This is a genomic window from Sphingobacterium sp. JUb20, assembly GCF_004342035.1.
GTDB lineage: Bacteria > Bacteroidota > Bacteroidia > Sphingobacteriales > Sphingobacteriaceae > Sphingobacterium > Sphingobacterium anhuiense.
Genome location: NZ_SLYV01000001.1, coordinates 16,735 through 38,612 on the forward strand (window position 1 = coordinate 16,735; position 21,878 = coordinate 38,612).

22 protein-coding genes are annotated in these 21,878 nt (G+C 34.1%); 7 read left to right on the top strand and 15 right to left on the bottom strand.

The features are described 5' to 3' along the window. Nucleotides 1-92: 92 nt before the first annotated feature. Both EDF66_RS00070 and rocD read right to left on the bottom strand, forming a co-directional pair. Entirely contained in the window at nucleotides 93-1,061 is a 969-nt protein-coding gene (locus tag EDF66_RS00070; protein ID WP_132839703.1) for an arginase, read from the bottom strand. Then, nucleotides 1,058-2,326, bottom strand: a complete 1,269-nt coding sequence (rocD, locus tag EDF66_RS00075) for an ornithine--oxo-acid transaminase (RefSeq protein WP_132839705.1) — start codon at nucleotides 2,324-2,326, stop codon at nucleotides 1,058-1,060. Before rocD ends, EDF66_RS00070 begins: the two co-directional genes overlap by 4 nt. 131 nt (nucleotides 2,327-2,457) lie before the next feature. Between rocD and EDF66_RS00080 the strand changes: the two genes are divergently transcribed. The 3 genes from EDF66_RS00080 (at nucleotide 2,458) to EDF66_RS00090 (ending at nucleotide 4,025) form a co-directional block, all read left to right on the top strand. Beyond that, nucleotides 2,458-2,910, top strand: coding sequence for an Lrp/AsnC family transcriptional regulator (locus tag EDF66_RS00080; RefSeq protein ID WP_132768379.1), 453 nt, complete (start codon nucleotides 2,458-2,460; stop codon nucleotides 2,908-2,910). A gap of 21 nt (nucleotides 2,911-2,931) precedes the next feature. Continuing rightward, entirely contained in the window at nucleotides 2,932-3,429 is a 498-nt protein-coding gene (locus EDF66_RS00085) for a GNAT family N-acetyltransferase (RefSeq protein ID WP_132839706.1), read from the top strand. A 65-nt stretch (nucleotides 3,430-3,494) separates the two neighbouring features. Beyond that, nucleotides 3,495-4,025 (top strand): DUF1697 domain-containing protein, encoded by a 531-nt coding sequence (locus EDF66_RS00090; RefSeq protein WP_021188339.1) that lies wholly within the window; start codon nucleotides 3,495-3,497, stop codon nucleotides 4,023-4,025. A gap of 698 nt (nucleotides 4,026-4,723) precedes the next feature. Here EDF66_RS00090 and EDF66_RS00095 read toward each other — a convergent pair. The 11 genes from EDF66_RS00095 to EDF66_RS00145 all read right to left on the bottom strand — a co-directional run bounded on the left by EDF66_RS00095 (nucleotide 4,724) and on the right by EDF66_RS00145 (nucleotide 13,045). Then, complete coding sequence (locus tag EDF66_RS00095) at nucleotides 4,724-5,170, bottom strand: DUF1572 family protein (RefSeq protein WP_132839708.1); 447 nt, start codon at nucleotides 5,168-5,170, stop codon at nucleotides 4,724-4,726. 79 nt (nucleotides 5,171-5,249) lie between these two features. Further along, nucleotides 5,250-5,756 (bottom strand): 4'-phosphopantetheinyl transferase superfamily protein, encoded by a 507-nt coding sequence (locus EDF66_RS00100; RefSeq protein ID WP_132768373.1) that lies wholly within the window; start codon nucleotides 5,754-5,756, stop codon nucleotides 5,250-5,252. Then, nucleotides 5,753-6,007, bottom strand: coding sequence for an acyl carrier protein (locus EDF66_RS00105; RefSeq protein WP_132768371.1), 255 nt, complete (start codon nucleotides 6,005-6,007; stop codon nucleotides 5,753-5,755). Before EDF66_RS00105 ends, EDF66_RS00100 begins: the two co-directional genes overlap by 4 nt. A 4-nt stretch (nucleotides 6,008-6,011) precedes the next feature. Further along, nucleotides 6,012-7,283 (bottom strand): beta-ketoacyl-[acyl-carrier-protein] synthase family protein, encoded by a 1,272-nt coding sequence (locus EDF66_RS00110; protein WP_132839709.1) that lies wholly within the window; start codon nucleotides 7,281-7,283, stop codon nucleotides 6,012-6,014. Continuing rightward, entirely contained in the window at nucleotides 7,280-7,714 is a 435-nt protein-coding gene (locus EDF66_RS00115) for a 3-hydroxyacyl-ACP dehydratase FabZ family protein (protein ID WP_132768367.1), read from the bottom strand. The genes EDF66_RS00110 and EDF66_RS00115 overlap by 4 nt, the downstream gene beginning before the upstream one ends. A gap of 6 nt (nucleotides 7,715-7,720) precedes the next feature. Next, nucleotides 7,721-8,773: a type III polyketide synthase gene (locus EDF66_RS00120; RefSeq protein WP_132768365.1), complete on the bottom strand. Its 1,053-nt coding sequence runs from the start codon at nucleotides 8,771-8,773 to the stop codon at nucleotides 7,721-7,723. Then, nucleotides 8,770-9,483 carry a methyltransferase domain-containing protein gene (locus tag EDF66_RS00125; protein WP_132768363.1) on the bottom strand — a complete coding sequence of 238 codons (714 nt, stop codon included), beginning with the start codon at nucleotides 9,481-9,483 and terminating at the stop codon, nucleotides 8,770-8,772. Before EDF66_RS00125 ends, EDF66_RS00120 begins: the two co-directional genes overlap by 4 nt. Then, nucleotides 9,480-10,607 (bottom strand): NAD(P)/FAD-dependent oxidoreductase, encoded by a 1,128-nt coding sequence (locus EDF66_RS00130; RefSeq protein ID WP_132839711.1) that lies wholly within the window; start codon nucleotides 10,605-10,607, stop codon nucleotides 9,480-9,482. The genes EDF66_RS00125 and EDF66_RS00130 overlap by 4 nt, the downstream gene beginning before the upstream one ends. Before the next feature lie 187 nt (nucleotides 10,608-10,794). Then, entirely contained in the window at nucleotides 10,795-11,178 is a 384-nt protein-coding gene (locus tag EDF66_RS00135) for a hypothetical protein (RefSeq protein WP_132839713.1), read from the bottom strand. A 597-nt stretch (nucleotides 11,179-11,775) separates the two neighbouring features. Further along, complete coding sequence (gene xpt / locus EDF66_RS00140; protein WP_232789282.1) at nucleotides 11,776-12,411, bottom strand: xanthine phosphoribosyltransferase; 636 nt, start codon at nucleotides 12,409-12,411, stop codon at nucleotides 11,776-11,778. Nucleotides 12,412-12,667: 256 nt separating this feature from the next. Continuing rightward, complete coding sequence (locus EDF66_RS00145) at nucleotides 12,668-13,045, bottom strand: hypothetical protein (protein ID WP_132768357.1); 378 nt, start codon at nucleotides 13,043-13,045, stop codon at nucleotides 12,668-12,670. A 346-nt stretch (nucleotides 13,046-13,391) separates the two neighbouring features. Here EDF66_RS00145 and EDF66_RS00150 point away from each other — a divergent pair, with 346 nt between their 5' ends. After that, nucleotides 13,392-14,336: an SGNH/GDSL hydrolase family protein gene (locus tag EDF66_RS00150; protein ID WP_132839714.1), complete on the top strand. Its 945-nt coding sequence runs from the start codon at nucleotides 13,392-13,394 to the stop codon at nucleotides 14,334-14,336. Between the two features lie 69 nt (nucleotides 14,337-14,405). Further along, on the top strand, nucleotides 14,406-15,656 hold the full coding sequence (locus tag EDF66_RS00155; protein ID WP_132768353.1) for an MFS transporter: 1,251 nt from the start codon (nucleotides 14,406-14,408) through the stop codon (nucleotides 15,654-15,656). A gap of 211 nt (nucleotides 15,657-15,867) precedes the next feature. Here EDF66_RS00155 and EDF66_RS00160 read toward each other — a convergent pair whose 3' ends face one another. Together EDF66_RS00160 and EDF66_RS00165 are read right to left on the bottom strand one after the other, a co-directional pair. Beyond that, nucleotides 15,868-16,692: a YncE family protein gene (locus EDF66_RS00160; RefSeq protein ID WP_132768351.1), complete on the bottom strand. Its 825-nt coding sequence runs from the start codon at nucleotides 16,690-16,692 to the stop codon at nucleotides 15,868-15,870. A gap of 106 nt (nucleotides 16,693-16,798) precedes the next feature. Next, complete coding sequence (locus EDF66_RS00165; RefSeq protein ID WP_132839716.1) at nucleotides 16,799-18,202, bottom strand: MFS transporter; 1,404 nt, start codon at nucleotides 18,200-18,202, stop codon at nucleotides 16,799-16,801. 83 nt (nucleotides 18,203-18,285) lie between these two features. On the opposite strand from EDF66_RS00165, the gene EDF66_RS00170 reads away from it, so the two are divergent. Both EDF66_RS00170 and EDF66_RS00175 read left to right on the top strand, forming a co-directional pair. Beyond that, complete coding sequence (locus EDF66_RS00170; protein WP_132839718.1) at nucleotides 18,286-18,654, top strand: winged helix-turn-helix transcriptional regulator; 369 nt, start codon at nucleotides 18,286-18,288, stop codon at nucleotides 18,652-18,654. Nucleotides 18,655-19,240: 586 nt separating this feature from the next. Beyond that, nucleotides 19,241-21,634, top strand: coding sequence for a TonB-dependent receptor (locus EDF66_RS00175; protein WP_243655960.1), 2,394 nt, complete (start codon nucleotides 19,241-19,243; stop codon nucleotides 21,632-21,634). Nucleotides 21,635-21,878: the final 244 nt, after the last annotated feature.

Below are 21,878 nucleotides of genomic sequence, written 5' to 3' on the forward strand. Positions count from 1 at the left end.
CGAATTCTCTGCATAACAATAATTGAACAATTGAAATTAGAAACTAATAATTCTTATTTTCAATTGTTCAATTCCAAGAAATCATATCGAAATTACGATACTGATTTTAAAGTTTCAATAGATGCTGTCACTTGGTCTAAAATTTCGAACGCAACCTCTGCCATTCTATTCCCTTGACTGTCTAAAAGGGGATTTACCTCTACAAATTCTAAGCAAACCACTTTATTAGATGCAATAATTTCTTGAAGCAATGATGTTATTTCCGTTTGATTAAATCCTTTGGGTACTGGTGTACCAGTACCGTTAGAAATTAGCTCGCTGTCCATACTGTCAACGTCAAATGAAACATAAATATGGTCACATCCTTCCAATTGCTGAAGGGTGCTCTGAACACAGGATTTAATTCCCATATCACGTAATTGCTCTACTTGGTATTTTTTTATATTCAGTTCCGCAATTAGATTTTCTTCTGGTAATTCGGTATCGCGAACACCAAAGTAGATCAGGTGTTCTGCTATTATTTTAGCTTGGGAAGTTCCTATTGTTTTTAATTTATTCCAATATTGTTTGGTTTCTGCATCATCATTATTAATTTGATTTTCTAAATTGTCCGTACCTAATACCGCCGCTAAAGGCATTCCATGTAAATTACCAGAAGGTGTGGTATAGGGTGAATGTAAATCAGCATGGGCATCTATCCATATTACTCCTAATGTTTTTTCTGGATATGCCGACTTTATACCACTAATGGTACCAATTGCAGATGAATGGTCTCCTGAAAAAACCAGGGGAAACTGTTCTTCTAGTAAGCTATCTTCAACAGCTATTGCCAATAATTTGCACTGCTGTAAGACCTGCTTTATTCTCTTACCAAATGGATTAACAAGCGGATCATAAACTGTGTTATTGCGCGTTTGTATATCTATAAAATTATAGTTATTGAAGTATTGACTTCCTTTATTAATTGCAGCAATTTCGATAGCGTCAATCCCTAGGTCGGAACCGCGGGTACCTGCTCCAATATCCGATCTATTTTTAATTAATTTAATCGATCTATTCATATTTTTTGTGCAAATTGATGAAGTGATTTTTCTATAATTGATAGACTTTCCGTAATTTGATCTTCTGTTATTACTAATGGGGGAGCTAATCTAATTTTATTACCGTGAGTAGGTTTGGCTAATAATCCATTTTCCTTAAATTTTAGACAAATTTCCCAAGCAGTATTATCTTCTTCTTTGCTATCTATTACAATTGCATTTAATAATCCTTTTCCTCTGACTTCTTTAATTATGGGACATCTTATCATCATTTCTTGAAGGCCTTCTCTGAATATTTTACCCATTTTTTCAGCATTTAATGCTAAATCCTCATCTATGATCACTTGAAGAGCTTCCATGGATACTGCACAGGCTAGGGGATTCCCACCATATGTTGAACCATGTTCTCCAGCTTTTATAGTCAGCATAATATAATCGTCTGCTAGAACAGCAGAAACCGGAAGTACACCTCCAGAAAGTGCTTTTCCTAAAATTAAAACATCAGGCTTTGTATTTGAATTGGTATCTTTAATATCAAAAGAGGCTAGCATATTTCCTGTTCTTGCAATACCAGTTTGAATTTCATCGACTATAAATAATACGTTGTAGTCTTTGCAAAGTGCTTTTATACGAGAAAGATAATCATCACTTGGAACGATAATTCCAGCTTCGCCCTGAATGGGTTCAACAATAAATCCAGCAATGTTCGTATCATTTTTTAGTAATTCTTCAAATGCTTGAACGTCGTTATAAGGCACTTGTGTAACCCCATCTAAGAAAGGTCCAAAATCTTTTCTTGCCGAATCATCATTTGAAGCAGAAATTACGGATATGGTTCTACCATGGAAGTTACCACTAGCGAAGACTATTTTGGCTTGATTTGCAGGAAGCCCTTTAACTAAGTAAGCCCATTTACGGCATAACTTCATGGCTGTTTCTACGGCTTCAACACCGGAATTCATAATTAAAGCTTTATCATAACCAAACAGATTACAAAGATACTCTTCAAAATCACCTAATTTATCACTATAAAATGCTCTTGAAGTTAAGGTAAGCTTTTCAGCTTGTTGGGTTAAGGCTTTAATAATCCTTGGATGACAATGTCCCTGGTTTACCGCTGAGTATGCTGAAAGAAAATCAAAGTATCGGTTTTCTTCAACATCCCACACAAATACTCCTTTTCCTTTTGCTAAAACCACAGGTAAGGGATGATAATTGTGGGCACCATATTTATTTTCTTTTGCAATGAATGCATTGCTTTTTGCTAAATTTGTTAAGTCTGCCATATTATTTGTAATTGGAATTATGAAATAAATGTACGATATTTAATTTTAATAGCCTAATATGGATTTAAATTCACTCAATTAGTAGCTTATTAAATTTAATTTAACTCTAAACTTAATAATTAAAAATAACCATGAATCATTTGGATGATTTTGATATACAGATTTTGAAACAGCTCGAAGCAGACGGACGCATGGCGTATTCTGCTATAGCTACAGAGCTAGGAGTTTCCAATACAATGGTCCATCAGCGTATTACACGCCTTATGGATCAAGGTATTCTTACGGGAATTAAGCCTGTTTTGGACGAAAAAAAATTGGGTTACGATTGGGGAGCTTTTACTGGAATATCTCTTGAAAAAGATCATGATTCAAAAAGAATAATTGAGGAGCTTCATAAAATTCCTGAGGTAACAGAATGTTACTATATTACTGGAAACTATACGCTATATTTAAAGATCATCGCTAAAGATCATGAGCATATGAGACAATTATTGTATGAGAAAATAGACAGTATTGCAGGTATTGCCAAAACGGAGACTATTATCGAGCTGGGGTGTGCTTTTAGACGTAATATTGTTTTATAAATCACTTTATCATAGAAGATAATGAAAATAAACTTACAGAAGTATGGACCGGAAGATTTTAACTCTTTCAAAACACTTGTTTGTGAAGATGATTTAATGAAATATATTTCTGGAAATGGATTGAATGAAAATCAGGCTAGAGCAAAGTTCGATCGTATTCTTGAAATCAATAGTAAGGAACGTGAATTAGGATATTTTAAGGTTCTTACTGAAGAAAATGAATTTGTGGGAGATTGCAAGTTGGAGCGATATAAGCATGATGAGAGCATTCTTGAAATAGGTTATATTATAAAAAAGAATTTTTGGAGAAATGGAATAGGATCTTTAATCTGTCGAAAATTACTAGATGTAGCGCATAATTTATATCCTGATTTAGCGGTTATTGGAATTATTGATCCAGAAAATATGGCTTCTAAAAAATTACTTGAAAAATTTGGATTTGAAAGTTATTTTATTGGGATTGAAGACGATTTACCAACTGAGAAATTAATATTGAAGAAATTGAAAGTTGATGAATGAGTCCTATTTGTAAATAAACGTATAATGATGTATCGTATGTATTTTAACTTAATTTTTTAAGAATTATGAAGTACTGTGCTTTTCTGAGGGGTGTAAATGTCAAAGGAACCAACATGAAGATGACTGATGTATGTCAGGTTTTTAGGGATGCAGGAATGCAGGATGTTAGGTCCATAATCGCATCTGGTAATATTGTTTTTTCATCAGATAAAAACGAGATCGAATTAAAGTTAATTTTGGAAAAGTCCATGTCAGCTTATTTTTCTTACGACGCTGTTTTATTTATAAAGTCGGAGCGTGATACGGTATTATATTGGGAAAGTGTTCCTTTTGAAAAGACTACGGATTTTCATATCTATGCATTTGTCGGAGATACTGGAATAGAAACAGTTTTAATGGCTGAATTTCAGGACGCGACACAAAATACCAATGAGAGCGCAGAAATAGTTAATCATATTTTCTACTGGCAGGTCCCTAAAGGAAACACGCTTGATTCAGCATTTGGAAAGATTTTGGGTAAAAAGACACTTAGAGATCAATTTACAAGTAGAAATATTAATACTTTTGAAAAGGTTCTAAAGAAGATGAATTCGTAATGTGGTCAAGAACTATTTGAAAGGAAATCCCTTGTAATGGCCTTATAATTTATCATAATGACAGTATGACTTATTAAGGCTAATAGAAAAGAGATTATTAACTTTATTTTAAAGAATAGTAGTCAATTTTTATATATTGTTAGACTTAACCACATTCTGGTAAAAACAATTATTCCTCCGATAATCTAATACGATAAATTACTGCGTTTTTTATTTGTAAGCTTTACTGAAACATTTTTATGCAAAACAATAATTATTTTTTAATAGATAGCTTCTTTGGTCTCATTTTTGCTATTAAACAACCTGCGCATTTACAGTGTTTAGAAGGAGCATACTTCGACCTCGTTTTAAATTATATTAAGAATGTTGGATTATGATGGGATTGATCTGGAAATTGAAATAAATCTACCTTTATTTACATAAATAGTAAAGCCATTCTTTTTAAGAATGGCTTTTTTTAATATTCTAAAATTACCCTAATTTGATAATATTAATCAAGTTGTCATATTCATCTGTCTCTCCCAAACTTTTACAAGTCATTAGAATCAAACCTATTGTGACGAAAAGTATCCAACTTAACCTTTCAGGAAAATAATCAGCAACAGTTAGCCGGATTTTTATTTTTGGTCTTTCTGTTATTAAATTGCTAATTTTTATTTGGGATTTTTGATATTGAAATTCAACTTATTTAATTTTTTTTAGCTTTCGATTAAACGTCTATGATAATTTATTTGTCCGAGATGATAAGCGAGATGGGTTGTCAGGTGAATTAAAAAAAACTCGGTTGAAGTCTTTTTTGAAAACACTAAAATGGGATATTCGCTATCTAATTCTTCATCTGCTATTTGGCTTAGTGCAAGTCTAATGGTTTCAATTGTATCTTCTATTTTCGCAATTAGATCTTTTCTCGGAACATTTTTTTCTAAAAATTCAAGATCTCTATTTCTTACATAGTTAGTTTTCCCGATCTCTTTACCTATATAAGTGTTTAAGTTACCAATTAAATGGAGGGTTAAATTTCCCGCTGAATTCAAGATCTTTTTCTCAATCCGCCAAATATTGGATTCATTTTCATAAAGTTCTATTTCAGTTATTAATTTTTTCAGATCTCTTTCAAAAAGGGATACTAATGTATTCGTGAGCATATTTAATTATCATTAAAGTTTTTCCTTGTCTAAAAATGGTTTCAGCAACTTTCGCAATTAAACTGATCCTGATTTAGAATTATTTACTTTTAATTGTCACTGTCTTTTCAAAGCGACCATGGTTGCTATTTGAAGCTGCTTTATATTGATTTGAGTTTGTAATACATAACCAAGGTATTCCATTTATATCTTTTAGCATTTCTTTTTTGTCTATTTCCACTACGAGATCTAGATCTTCTAAGTCATTAGCAGCAATAGTATGGATAAAATCATCAGCTAAAAAAGTTCTTGTATGATAGATATTTCCACTATAAAATACTTGACCAGTTGCACTAAAACAGGTTTGTGATAATATTTTACAAATCAGTTTCTTAGGAATGAATTCTCTTTTTTTTGTCTGTCTATTTAGGATTTTGTACGCAGCTTCTTTCATGCTCCACATCAGCCATACTATAATTTCTGGATCAGAACTATTGGCTATAAAGCACTGTTCTTCTTCTGTAAATAGTTTTTCCAGAAACCCATGTCGTTTCCAATTACTTTCTTGACGGGATTTCTGTATATCTATGATATCATTACCAATCACTTCTGCGCTAATTTGATTTCTATAATTTCGACGGCTGTTCTCACGTTTAACATACGTTCCATATCAGCATTATCGATGACAACATCAAATATTTGTTCAATATCGAGTACAATATCTACCAGATTTGCAGAATTGATGTTAAGATCATTAATAAAATCGGTGTCTTCATTTAGGTTTTCGTATGCTTCTAAATTCGTGGTATAAGGTTTTATAATTTCCTTTAACTTACCTATCAACATTTCTTTATTCATAAGATTAAATTTCAAATTTTTTAAATATTACACAAGCATTCACATCACCAAATCCAAAGCTAGCTTTGGCTATTACATTTAAATTAATGTTAAAAGATTTTGTCGGTATTTTTGAGGCATCAATATGAGTTGCTATTTCTGGATGTAGATCATCGCAATTTGTATTTCCAAATAAAAACCCATGATGAAGTTGCAGAACTGTAGCTACACTTTCAATGCTTCCTGAAGCACTGAGGCAATGTCCTATCAAACTCTTTAATGAATTGACGTAGGGAAAATCAATATGACTTCTGCCCAATGCCTTTGTCCAGTTCTCTATTTCAATACTATCTTTAGCAGTTGCTGTAAGATGACCATTGATTGCGTCAATATCATTTGCTGAAATAGTTGCGTTTTTGAGAGCATCAATAATGCATCTTTGAACAGCTTTGCTATTTGGAGCAGTCATCGTACCATTTCCCCGCTGTCCCCCACAGTTTACACTACCACCTAGAATTTCTGCATAAATATTTGCCCCTCGTTTTAGCGCACTTTCCAAGTCCTCAATAATTAGTGCTCCTGCACCGGATGCAGGTACAAATCCTGCTGCTGTTGCACTCATAGGACGGGAGCCTGCCTCAGGATTGTCATTATATTTAGAACTGCAAACTCTTAAAGCATCAAATCCAGCCCAAATGTAGGGGCCGCTATCTGAAGTGCTGCCGGCTAATATGCGTTTTGCTTTTCCTGATCTTATACGCTCATAGGCCATTATTATTGCTTCGGTCCCTGTTGCGCATGCCGAAGAATTCGTGGTTACCTGATTTCCTAGTCCTAATTTTCCGCCCAGATATGCGCTTATACCACTATTCATAGTTTGAGCAACAACACTGCTACCAAGTTTACGCGTCTGTAAATCATCAATTTTATAGATACTTTCGCGCAATTTATCAATGCCTGATGTTCCTGATCCAAATATAGTTCCACTGTCCCAATCAGGCCCATTATTATTTTCTATCGGAAGTCCGGCATTTTTCCAAGCTTCAACACCTGCAATGACGCCATATAGTATTCCGCTACTGTTAAAACCTCTAAGTTCAAGATCGGTAAAATACGCTGACTTTATTTCATCTGTAATTTGGGGTTTTCCTGCGATCTGACAAGAAAACTGCAATTGCTGTAATTGTTCATCCTGGCGTATTCCAGATATACCATTTTTAATAGCATCGGTAAAAGCAGGTACGCCAACTCCATTTGGAGCAACGACCCCTAATCCCGTTATTACAACTCGGTTCATAGCTCAGTGGTTAACATTCCTGAAAATATACCTTGACTAACAATCTGTTCGGCTTCGTTTTTCATACTGATGTTACACTTGAGTTTGCCGAATCTAAAATATATTTTTTGAGAAATTACAGTAACTTTTTCATTTGGATATACAGGTTTTAAAAATTGCATTTCGACAGATGTAAATGCAATTGAAGTATTTTTTAGCTCATTATTAAGAAGGTAAATGCCGAGACAAACAAGACCTATCTGCGCCATAGTTTCTGTTAAAATCACTCCAGGAGTAACCGGTTTTTCTTTAAAATGTCCCTTATAGAAATCTAGATTTTCATCGAAGGTATATGTACCCATACTTCCATTTTCATCAATATGAAGCAGCTCATCGACAAATAAAAATGGTTTAGTATAGGGTAATTTTGCTATAATATCTTTTACGTTCATTGTACATTACCATTTTAATAAAAGCCCTTGGGCAGAAAATCCTGGACCAAAACTTAACATCAACCCTAATTCTCCCTGTATGGGATTTTTATCCATGACGCGCTCTAGGACGTAAAGAACAGTTGCACTTGACATATTGCCATATTGCAATAATATTTCTTTTGTGTGATCAATATTTTTACCCCATTCTGAAAATAGTTTTTCGACCGTCATTACGATTTTTTTTCCTCCGGGATGAAATATCATATGGTCTATGTTTCTGATTTCTAAATTATTTTTCTTTAAGAACGGATGTATAATATCACCAAAATGTTGTGCTATGGTATCCGGAACTTCAGTGCCAAGTATCATTTTCAAACCACTATTGGTCAGTTTAAATCCCATAATATGCTCCGTATTAAAGAAGTGATACATCTGTTCATCAAGTATGTTGGGACCATAATCTTCTTCATAAGAAGAAAGTAGACAACAAGCTGCCCCATCACCAAAAATAGCCGCGCTTACAATATTTGACATTGAAAAATCATCCAGTTGAAATGTAGCAGTCGGAGCTTCAATCGCTATTACTGCGGCTCGTTTGTTAGGATTGCCTTTGAGGAAGTTTTTGGCATATAACAAACCCGATACTCCTGCTACACAGCCCATCTCTGTAACTGGCAATCTGACGATATCCTGTCGTAGTTTCAGTTTATTTATAAGATACGCATCTAAAGAAGGGATTATAATACCGGTGCAACTTACAGTAATAATATAGTCTAAGGTGCTTGGATCCCATCCCGCTTTTTTAAGTGCTTTCTCAAGCACTTGTTCACCAAGGATAATAACTTCACGGCTGTAAATGTTATTTTTATCTTCAAAAGAAGTTGCTGTAAATACTTCAATAGGATCCATAATTGAATACCGTGTATTTACTGCCGCACCTTCAAATATTTTTTTTACTTTTTTTATAAAACGTGTTTCTTGTCCATAAAGCCAAGTATCTAGCATAGGAAGTATTTCAACTGTATCGCTTGAATATTTCGGCAGTTGTTTTGCAACAGTTACGATCTTTACACTCATAGTTTAGGTATAATCCATTGGTAACGAAAGGCCCATTTCCATTGGATGGTATAATTCTTTAAATTTAGTTTTCTTGCAAAACTTTGTAGTTCATTTCTTTTAAATCCTCTCAATATCGATGTACATCCATCTTCTTGCAACATCCTGTTTAATCTAAAAACAAAACATACCATTTGGTAAAGTCTATAAGCAAATTTGCTGCGCTGTAAATCGTTTATAACTATTCCTACAGAGGCATTATGACTAAAGATAGTAATTAAATCTATTATTTTTTCATTAGTAAAATGATGAATAGTTAAGGTGCAAAGTGCAATATCGTATTTTAATGTCTTGAAATTTTCTTCAAATATATCAGTGCATACATAGTCAATATTAGCGTAGCTTGTTGATAATTTTCGAGCATAGTTGATCGTATATTCATTTGCATCTATACCGATCATTTTAAAATTAATATTGTTCTTAATACCGTATTCGGCTAACATACGTAACATATCACCGTTACCGCAACCTATATCTGCAACAGTGATATGTTTAGATCGATCAACGTGTGCTAACAATTGCTTTACGCCATTAAGTGTAATACTATTGCCTCCAAGAAATTGATTGATGCGTGCAATTTTATCTAGAGCTTCTCGTAATTCTTCACCTTGGAGTGAAAAATCATCCATTAATTCGGTTTTTTCTGTCCTATTATCGGTATTTATTCTCATTTGATTGTTATTGCTTTACCGTGTGTTTGCTTTATTATCAAAGGAAGAAGAGAGGGGAACATCGTTGCGATCCTGATCAATACTGTTGTGATGGTTTGATGTTGAAGTGCTTTCGATAACAGGTTTCCGATTAAGAGTCTCTTTTCGAAATTTTGTTTCCATTGTTGTGTGAATTTTTTTTCTAATAATTTTCGGGATACGATTTTACCTGTGTAATAGTCGACGATTAGCTCTGACGAAATTTTAGCACTGTGCATAGCCATGGCCATGCCATTGCCACAGAGGGGATGGATAAGGCCGGCAGTATCACCGATCATTAATATATGGTTTTCGATGATCGGTTTTTTATCAAATGATATTTGACTTATTGTAAGTGGTTTATCAAAAAGTAATGTGCTATTTTCAAAAAAGTATTTGATGTGTTTATTCTTGTAAAGAACATTTTGTTCAAATTCTGTTATATTCTTGTGCTTTTTAAATGATTTTAAATCAGCCAGGTAGCACATATTTATAGTATTGTCTTCAACTTTTGTAATACCACAATAACCACCCTTAAAGTTATGTAGTGCTACTACATCATCAGGAAATTCTCCGGAATAATGTCCTTTTACGGCTAGCCACGGGGCAGTTTTATTCATAAAATTACGTTTTAGGACCTGATCCACGTTCGATCGTTTCCCGAATGCTCCCAATACGATTTCTGCTATTAAAATCTGATTTTCGGTCATCACTGTGAATGCATTTTCATTAAATGTTACCTTTGTTACTGTAGCTTTAATAACGGTACATCCCATTTTTACTGCTTGTAGATATAGAGAATTATCCAGCGAATACCTACTGATGCCAAGGCCTCCCAACGGTAAGTCTGCTTTTGCAGTTTTACCATTTTGATGAGTAAATATAAGTGTGTTAATATTTGTTGGATATACTTGTAAAATGTCTGAGTTCAACCAATTCAAATAAGGTAATATTTCTTTTGAAAGATATTCCCCGCAGACTTTATGACGAGGATAACTATATTTTTCAATTAATGTGACATTTAATCCTTTTTTTGTTAAATGTAATGCAGCTGTTAAACCTGCAAGGCCACCACCAATAATAATAACATCAGCATTTTTCTTCATATATATTTAGCTATAAAACAGGAATATCATAAATTTTGGAGTGTTTAGTGAATAGGTGAAAGTTTTTTAAGGACGATGAAAGGAACTGATATTGATTTTATTTACCTTTTAGACATCATACAAGAGGGGGAGTTTAGTGCTGATCAAGTTTTGTCTCCCCTCAGATGTTTTAAGAATCCGTTCAATATTAATTAGAGGTGAAATATGTTCGAACAAAAGCGTATCGCTGATTTTCGGTCATTTTATCAGCAGGTTTTATTCCGATTTTAATTTTAGCATATGCTAGATCATCTTTAATAGTATTGTATAGCTCAATCTTTGCATCAGTTGGACCAAAAATGAGTACTTCATCATACTGTTTGATTATTTTAGCTATTTCTTTATAATATTCGGATAGCTCATTCTGTTTTTTATTATGCATGACACTTTCACTACGTTTTAGTGCCTCTTCCTTATCCTCATGGGTAAAGTTGCATTCAATAGTTTTAGTCTGCATAGGATTTATTGAATAATCCATCAAGTTGGCAAATGAATGGTCCATCCAGATACCAATTTTTGTTTTTTCTATCATATTCATATCGTTTAATTACTGGTTACGATCTATTATAACCTGATTTCATGACAAATTACTTCATAATTATTATACAGATCTCTTATCTTTCAGCATAAATCGCTCTTTAGCCATCTGTAATCATCATCATATAAGCCATTTAATAAAAATGCAGATTATAGGAGTTTACGTCTTATCAACAATTTTGAAGGGGATTTTGTTTCATTTAAAAAGACGTATTTATTTGTAAATTATTGATAGACTAGAATTAGTAGATATCAAAACCGGTTTGTATAATTTACAATAATTTATTTTGATATTGATTTACAGAAATGTAAAATATTGAATAAAAGTATACATATGATAAGATTTGAAAGTATCATATAAACAATTTAGGATTTTAATATTAAGTATGACTAGAAATACTTTTGATTGTTTAAAACAAAGATGTAGTGGCTTTCCGCTTCATGAGAAGAAGGACTAAAATGATTTTCACAAGCTTAAAAATGAGGCGATAGTGTTAAAACTAAAGCCTCTTAGTATTAATGATGAATGTTGATCCCCATAGCCGGATGCTATAGCGTTATGCCAGAAGATTAAATTAGAATGAAGTAATTTTTAGTCTTCAAACTCGATAAGATTATCACCTAATGTTTTAATACGTGCGAGAGATTCTATTTGAATATTTAATTCCTGTAGGCGCTCATTTCCCTTTTGAAAAGATTTTTCAATAATAAATCCCATACCCAGCATGGTGGCTCCAGCTTTCTTTACCAGTTCATAAACACCAATAGAAGCATTTCCGTTGGCTAAGAAATCGTCGATAAAAACTACCTGGTCAGTTTTAGTTAAGAAGTCAGTACTTACACATATATCATATGTTTTATCTTTGGTGTAAGAATAAACCGAGGCCGTTAACATATTATTCATTGTTTTCGGAACAGCTTTTTTGACAAATACCACGGGAAGTTCTAATAAATATCCAAGCATTATTGCAGGAGCAATGCCACTTGCTTCAATCGTTATAATTTTATTAATTGGTAGATGCCCAAAGCGACGGACAAACTCTACACCTATAGATTTCATAAGAATAGGGTCCATCTGATGGTTTATAAAACTATCAACTTTTAATATTCCGCCTTCAAAGCTTTTACCATCCTTTAAGATTCGGTCTTTTAGTAATTTCATGTTAAAATAATAATGCAAAGCAAAGATAGTTGAACAAAATGAAAACAAAGCCACTTTTAGATTCATCTTTGTTTTCTGTTTTAGCTCTCTTGTTTACAGATACTATTTAAATAGAACTTATTTTTAGAATTGCTATAAGTAATATTTCATCTTCTTTAATTGCATTAAAATTTAATAATGCATATATCCTTTTATAAAAATAGCTGGAAATTAATTATTAGTCTCAGTGGAGATATCTGAAATATTGGGATTTCATGTTGTTTCAAGAATGCTTCAAATGTAGCGGTGCTTTTTTGCAAAGCATCTTAATCTACGTGTTTAGTTATAAATCACAGTCAGTTATATTGTTATTTTCTTTATGCCAGTCGTGAAAACAAAAACGGCATTGCTTTGCTGTTGGTGTCCGGGCTAGCTTGTGGCATTTTGGACAATAATTGAAAACGATATCCAGGTGGTGGTCTCGCAATATGCGGGTTGCCGTATTTTCATTGAATTTTTCTAAACCATTGTTAAGAAGACTCAATACGGTTTGATCCTTTGTAAGCCATCCGGTCTTCAGGTATATTCGTTGCATTTTCTCTAAATTTTCACTGCCATCTAGTTTTAGCGTGGAATGAGCATGTTTATATGCAAGCTTCTCTTCGGGCGACATCAGATCCAGATAGTAGGTAATAATATAATCCTGAATTTCCTTGTTCATAATAGTAAGTTAAATATGCGATTTGACAATCGCAAAATCAACATTAAATTTTTCTGTTTTAAGTCCTGGTCTAAACCGAGGAAATTTTTAAGAGCAAAAGCTCATTTGGTTAATTCCATCAAACTTTTTAAAATTACTAAATGGTGATTACTATTGTTTTTTTAACTTCAAAAATTGGAGGATTTTAATCAAAAATAATCTATTAATTACCAGCCAATATATTATATTTAGTCTCTGGACATAGAATTAGCAGATCATATTTTTTAAATTATATAAACATCATAATTTTAATTTGAAAATAGCAAAAATTTTTAACTTACAAAGTTCCCTGATAAATATAGTACTTATGAAAAATTATTCTCTTTTAATAATTGTTAGTTTTTTTTGTTCGATTTTAGTTGCTCAACAAAAATCTAATTCTCTGTTGCATTTGAATCGAGCCGAAAAGATTTTATTTCTTGGAAATAGCATAACTTATGATGGTCGATATGTCGCGATGATAGAAAGTGTTCTTCTAAGTAGTCATTTTATAAAAGGTACTGCAATAATTAACCTTGGGCTTCCAAGTGAGACTGTTTCTGGGCTTAGTGAGGACAATCATGCGAACGGTGAATTTGCAAGACCATGTTTATTCGATCGGTTGGAAAGTATATTGCAGAAGATCAAACCTGATGTTGTTTTTGCATGTTACGGAATGAATGACGGCATTTATCTCCCTTTTGACAGTGTGCGTTTCAAAGCTTATCAGGACGGTATAGAAAAATTATATACGGAGGCGCTTAAAAGTGGTGTAAAACGGATTATATTGATTACACCGCCCGTTCATGATGATCCAGATCTTGGTCTTGACGGATATAATCAAGTATTGGATCGATATTCAACTTGGCTATTAGAACAGCGGAAGAATAAAAATTGGGAAGTTATAGATCTTCATTTTCCCATGAAAAAATACTTAGAATCCAGAAGACGGATTGATCCCACGTATAAGCTGGCTCCGGATGGTATACATCCAGAGCAGGAGGGACACTGGTTAATGGCCAGGTCAATTATTTCCTATCTTAATCCTACATTTCCGCAAGTGATCAAGTGGGATGAGTACGTTGCTAAGCATACTTATTTACCCAAGTTGTATGAGGCTGTTCTTAAGAAACAAGAACTAATGAAACTAGCCTTGCTGCGCTATACTAAGCATAAAAGACCTGGCATTCCCTCTGGCTTGACCATGGAACAGGCTAATCAGCAAAATAAGCATTTAGAAAAACAAATTTCATTATTGATTAAACATGATTAATTATTTAATATAATTAGGTGAATTCGGTGGTTTAAAATTTCTTATCTTTATATAGATAAAAGAAGTAATATGGGACTAAAAAAAGTATCATCAACCAGATTATATGTTATTGCATGGATATTTGGACTTTTATTCTATTTTTTAGATTATGTTATCCGTTCATCTCCTGCAGTCATGTTACCCCAATTGGCTGAACAATTTAACGTAACATCGGTTAATCTTATTAGTATTATAGGCACCTACTATTACACCTATTCTATCGTTAGTTTATTGGCGGGTCTTGCTCTTGATAAATTTGGAGCTAAATATTCTTTGTTTACAGGTACATTGATTTTAGGTCTTGGTTGCCTGCTTTTTGTACTCTCCAGTTCTTTTGCTGGTAATGCCGGCAGGTTATTACAAGGCGCTGGCTGTGCATTTGCCTTTCCGGGATGTGTGTACCTTGCTTCAAAAGGATTTTCTGCGAAGTCGCTAGCTACTGCCATAGGATTTACACAATGTGTAGGTATGCTTGCAGGCTCTGCTGGACAGTTTGTCGTTGGACCGTGGGTTGAAAAAGGACTACAAACGAGCGATTTTTGGTTAGGAGTTGGTTTGATCACTATCGTAGTGGCTTTCGGCCTGTTACTTATTATACCGAAAAATGAAGATAAAAATGCATCTGTGAAAACCATAGATTCAAAAGGTATTTTATGGCCCTATAAGGTTGTTTTTTCTAATCCTCAGTCCTGGTTATGTGGTTTGATATCAGGGTTATTGTTTGCTCCTACAACGATATTTGCCATGACCTGGGGTGTGGCTTTTTTTCAGGAGGATAAAGATTTTAGTTTTCATGCTGCAACAATTGCAAGTGCCATGATTCCTATGGGATGGGTACTAGGTTGCCCGCTATTGGGTTATATAACGGATAAAATTGGTGCGCGCAAGCCAGTTCTTTTAGTTGGTGCTGTGGTTATGATTTTAGCAATTGGCCAGATTCTTTTTTTTCCAGATCTGATATCTGTATATACTACTAATTTTATATTTGGTGTTGCTTCAGGAGCTGCAATGATTCCTTATTCAGTTATTAAAGAGTCTAACCCAGATGAGGTTAAAGGTAGCGCTACCGGAGCGATGAACTTTATAACTTTTAGTGTAACTACGCTATTAAATCCTATATTTAGTAAGTTTTTCGGACAAACGCTGTCTTTAGGAATAAACAAATCATCTCATTTTCAATCGACAGGATTATTCTGGATAGGGGGTATAATACTAGCTATTATCTTAACGTTTTTTCTTAACGAAACTGGACAAAGAAAAGTCACGAAGTCATCGTTATAAATTTTAAAACTTAACATGTTTAGTGCAGCTTGTACACTTATAGCGTATTTTTAATAAAGCACTTAAATCGACGATAGATCCTTTATCAGATGTATTTTTCATATACTTTATCTAGGCAAAATTATTTTATGGATCAAAAAAAACAAACTATAGTTGTTTAAAGTAATTGCAAACAACTATAGTATTATTAAAAAAGGTGTAATAAAATATGTTATTTTAGTTGATAAGCAGCAACGCTCTTTTTGAAAAACGTAGGTACATAAACGATCTTCTTGATAGGATCATAACCGATATCTGCTGTATTTTTCTTTTCTGTTGTGCTATCTAAAAGTAATTCTGATTTGCCATTAGCATATACATAATAAATGTAGCCACCCCAACAGGAATATACGAAATCTCCATTGCCGACTGGCTCAATACCATCTCCTCCACAAGGTAGTTCTGCTAAAGCTGTGATTTCTTTCTTTTCATTAGCTTTAAGTAATTGTTTATCACCACCGGCGATATAAAGATCTTTACCAATCGCCTTTAATCCATTGACTCCATTAATATTTTCAAGATAAATACTTGGTTTATTATTGATGATCTGATGAATTTTTTTTGTTCGTGTATCTGAAACATAAACTACACCTTTGTCACTTACAGTAATATCGTTTAAAAATACGGATTCGGAAATTGGAATTTTACGAAGTATTTTACTAGAAGGTATGTCGATAACTACAACATCAGTTATATCTGCAGCATAAAGTGTATTACCGTGCTTAGCTAAACCTTTTGGTGCATGAAGTCCGCTAATCCACTCTAGGTCCATCACTTTTCCGTTCATGTCCAATTTGCCGATACCGCCGATTCCATCTTTCTCATCAGCACTGTTTCCCATGATTGACACATATAAAATTCCGGATTCCGTATCGGGTAGCACAGACTCAGGTAGATTGATGATGCTATCTGTTTCCCATATTTTATCAAGTTTGTGTTGGGCATTGGCAGAGAACCCTAATAGTAAAGCTAGTGCTAGATTGAGTGATTTTTTCATAATTACTTTTGCTTCAAAATGGTTTAAATGTTTAAAATAAATAAAAAATTGTAAATTACGAAGTCTTATTTTAAGCAGATTAGTGATCGAAGTTTTTTTCCCTTCATTATTTTTGTTTTCTGTATGGTAAGAGCGAGATAAAAAAAATCACAAATGTTAATAAGGTAATCGAAGTGAGAGTCGCTATGCTGTAAGCATGACTTAAGTTTTCTATATCTAAAAGTGTTGTATTTTGATTGTGAAAGTAAATACCCACTACTAATGCAATACCCATACAGATAGAAACCTGCTGAATGGTGAGGTAAATGCCGGATGCAGTACCGATTAAATCAGTCTTGATATCCTTCAATGCCATTGTCATAAGTGAAGGTAGTACAGTACCGCAACCTAAGCCGTAAAAGAAAAATAAGATATGGATCTGATGGATGGTTATTGTAGGTTGATTATAAATATACAAATGCGCTATTAAACCTACAACCATGATTGCTAATCCAAATAAAATAACTGATTTTCCATTTTTTTGAACATGTTTGCTTACAATAATACTCGCTAGGACGTATCCGATGCCTTGATATACAAATGCGATACCCGTCATGGTAGGTGTAAAGTTTTTGTAAACTTGCAAATAGTTAGAATTGATAATGAAATAAGCATCCTGTACCATATAATAGCTAAATGCGGCCCCTAGACCTATATTGAAGGTTTTGTTTTTGAATAATGAGAAATTGATAAGAGATGAAATTCCATACTGTTCTCGTTTTTTTTGTTGCTGCAGAAATGTAACTAAGAGAAAGATTGAGACAATAAGTAGCACTATGGTCCATACAGGCCAGTGTAACTCAGGCCCCAGAATAAGGGGACAGATTAATCCAATCAATAAAACAAACAGTTGGATGATGGGCGTGTAACTGACTTTTGCTTTAACATCAGGTTTAATAGAAGGAATGATGATATAAACTAACAGTAGGGCCAATATGCCTACAGGAATATTTACTAAAAAAATCAACCTCCAACTGTCACTCATCCAGGACTGATCGGGAAGGATACCGCCTAACAATTGCCCGAGTACGGATGCTATACCAGCTATACTTCCATAAATACCAAGTGCTAGAGTGCGTTTCTCTTTTTGTTTAAAGAGTGAAGTAACCAACGCAATTCCCTGTGGGACCATAATACCAGAACTTACGCCCTGTAAAAATCGGCCAAGCAGTAAAATAATGATATGATTAGAAAAGCCACATATAAATGACGAAATCGTGAATCCCAGCATGCCGATGAGGTACATCTTTTTTCTGCCATAATAATTACCCGCATTCCCGGAACTGATGAGCAGACTGGCATATCCAATGACATAAAGAATAATGATCCACTGAGTATCGCTGGTACTGAGTTGCAGCGATTTCTGCATGGTTGGTAAAGATACATTAATAATGAAGAGATCAACCACAAATAGAAATATGCCGGCAGAGAGCACGGAAACTTTGAGTAAATCGGTAATTTGGAAACGCATATCAATTGTTTTTAGTAATTTTATCGATCAAATTTAAACGTGATAATTAGCGATATCAAGTAGTTATAAGATGCATACTTAGTATGGTTTTATGCACTAATGCTCAGTATAAGTGGCTTATGGAAGAAAAAAAAATCAAAAATTCGGAAAGTTGTTGCGATGTCAATGGAATTTTTAAAATTATAGGTGGAAAATGGAAGGTATTGCTAATTAAAACCATCGCACAGCAATGCCCAAAGCGTTTCGGCGAGTTACGAAGAGACATGGAAGATATGGCCCAGACAACATTAACGTTGCAGTTACGTGAGCTTGAACGCGATGATATCATCTGTAGACAAGTTTATCTCGAATCACCGCCACGAGTCGAATACAAATTGAGTGAAATGGGGAAAACGATTCTGCCGGTTATCGACATGTTGGATGAATGGTGGGAAGCCTATAAAATGAGATAAGCAGGTAATCTATCGTTGATTAAAATGCGAGCTTGCGTAACCTTTTATGATTCAGTGGCCATCACCATAGTGAGGTCAGTAGTAAACTTCATATCGATAATTTTACGGGTTTTAATTAAAATCTGTTAAGTTATAGCTTCCAATGTTTCAATTTTAGTACAGTCACAATACCTGTATTGACGTTGATTGAAAATATGCCTCTGCTATTTTTATAAGGAATTCAGTTTTCTAGGTAGGTACTAATGAAAAGCTTGCCTTATACTTTTCTAGATATAGCTGAGGTGTCGCTGAAACTCTGATAAATAGAAGGTTCTGTATGACAGTATGATTTGGATCGGGATAATAAGTACCATAGAAAAATTTAATCTGAGGAATAAATATAATTTTAAATTTTGTTGAAGCAATTTAAAAACTGTCTTTTAGTAAAGTAGGAGCAGGTTTATAAGCATGTTCTCACTTTTTTTAAAAATCTCCAACTGTATTACTAACTAAAAGAGAAAATAATTATCGCTCACTGTTAATGCAATTGTGTTGCATTAACAGTATTGTTTTATACCTTTGCATTAAAATATATGTAAAACAAGGTATGATGACCTCAAATAATACTAGTGCTTATCCTCTTTTCATCGCATTTTTACTATTCTGTGCGGAAAGTTCGGGACAAATTAAGACTCCTCTTGACACTTTGAAAAATATAAAACTTCCAAGTGCACAGGTTATAGGCAAAAAAACAAACAATATTCGTCGCGTAGAAATTAATAGACAAAAGCTAGATCAGATCCAGACACAAACTTTGAGTGCGAGTCTCAGTCATATTTCTGGTGTGCAAAATGCTTCTTTTGGACCAAATTCTGGAAGCGTTATGATTCGGAGCTTAAGCGGTAATAGAGTAAAAATACTTAGCAATGGAATTTCCATGCATGACCTTTCTGGGATGAGTCCTAATTTGAATGTCAATCTGGATATGGATAATTTAAGTGGTATTGATATTTATAAAGGTTCTGCAAGTGTACGATATGGTGGCAAGGCAATAGGTGGAGCTGTTGATATGAAGGATAATACCGTTCCACAGTCATTACTTTCAAAAAAATCGTCAGGAAGAGCAATTGTTGAAATTGGAACTAATAGTGGTAATCGCCAGGCCTTACAAATTGCCGGTAATCTTGGGAAACATTGGGTTTGGAATATAGGAGGAATGAATCAGAGTCATAAAAACCTGAAGATTCCCGCAAATACAAAAGCTCCTATTGCGTACGACCCGACTATCGATCACTTGACAGAAACAATGGCACAGGTACACGTAGATAGGGAAACTATCCGCAACCTATCCTTATATCCGTATATAAGTCAATTTGTAAAAAACCATATGAATGACCCCGATTGGGGATTGTCCGAGGCCGATCTTTATACTTTTCAGCAATACTCGTTTATTGGTGGTAAGCAGGTTCCTAATCCTACTAATGACCAATACATTGCTGGACAGGACCCAGCAACAGCCCTTTACACACAAGTTGTTCACGGTATAACAGATTATGTTCCGGTTACTCGTGGTATTATGCCTAATAGTCATGCTGAAAGCCGCTCGGTTAATATTGGGAGTAGCTTTGTTAAAGAAAACTACAGCGTGGGAATTGGTTACCGGGCTCTAGAAGGTTATTATGGTGTGCCAGGATTTGCACAAGCGGCAAAACCAAAACATAGTCATGATGTTGTTTTGCCAGCTCCAATATATGAACCCGTCAATACCCGTGCTTGGTCACATATCCTATCAATGGAAAGCGCTATTAAACCATCTTTTTCACAAATCACGGAAATAAAATTTAATTATTCGATGCAATTTGCTGATGATCGTGAACTTGTCGGTATTTATCAGGTGAACAAATTTAATACACGTAGACATACGACAAGATCAGAACTACTTCATCAGTTCAGTAAAGATTGGACAGCTATAAGTGGTTTAGATTTTTCATCTATACGGATGGATGGGGTAGGGGAACAGAAATATCTTCCCAACAATCTAAGTAGAGAATTGGGAGCTTTTGTATTGCAGAAATATGAACATAATTTATTTACAGTCAATTTCGGTTATCGTCATGACTGGGTGGCTAGACGTGTTCTTTCTGATAACAGTTACACACCCAGTAGAGGCATGGCCGGTGGAAAATTGACACCAAGAGATTTTGATCTGAATCAGTTTTCTGGTGATATTCGTTATCATCTATTAAATATTGCTTATGTTCAGGCGTCATATTCTCATGCTGAGCGTGCTCCAGAGGTCAACGAACTGTATGCGGGAAATGACCATTTTGCAATTTTGGTAGAGGAAAATGGAGATGATCGTTTGAGTAAAGAAACGGCAAGATCTTATGAGCTTGGTACGGGATTAAATTTAGGTGGATTCCATCTGGCAGCAACATACTTCAGTAGCAATTATGATAATTATATTTACCTCGGTCACACCGGTATATCTCGTTCTGGCGGTTTTCTGGTGAAAGAGTGGCGTGCTTCTGATACAGAAATCAAAGGATGGGAATTGGAAGCTTCCTATAATTTTAAATGGAAAGATAAACATAGTTTTGAGTTAAATACTTTTGCAGATCTTGTCAAAAATAAAAATACTGCTGATGATAAAATGCGTACTTGGGCGGAGGGTGACTATATGCCTAATTTGCCAACAAGTAGATATGGCGTATCTACTACGATGACTTTGAACAGTTTTTACTGGAATACAACTTTTGATCATTATTTAAAGCAACGCTACCTTGGGAAAAATATAAATCTTGAGCCAGCGATGCCATCTTATTCATTACTCGCCGCACAAGTTGGTTATTCTTTTAAAATTAGGGAGTATGTTTTTACATATTACTTATCGGGTCATAATTTGCTAAATGTAGAAGCACGCCCTCAAAACTCATTGTTGAAATACCTCGCGCCGCTTCCGGGGCGTAATATTTCATTAGGTATCAAAATACAGTTATAGTCTAGGTTGATTTTTTTTGATTACGATATTATATTGTTTTAAACCCTCTGACGCTACTTGTTATGTTTACGACAAAAAACATCGAAAATATAATTATAAGCTTTCCTGTGACCTGTGTTGAAGTTGAAAAAAAAGGACTTTAAATTTTTCAAATGGAATTTACTTGCATCAGAGGGTAAAATATTTTTATAGCGGAGTAGATGGTGATAGGTGAAGTACTGGCAAAGTATCTAAATTAAATGGA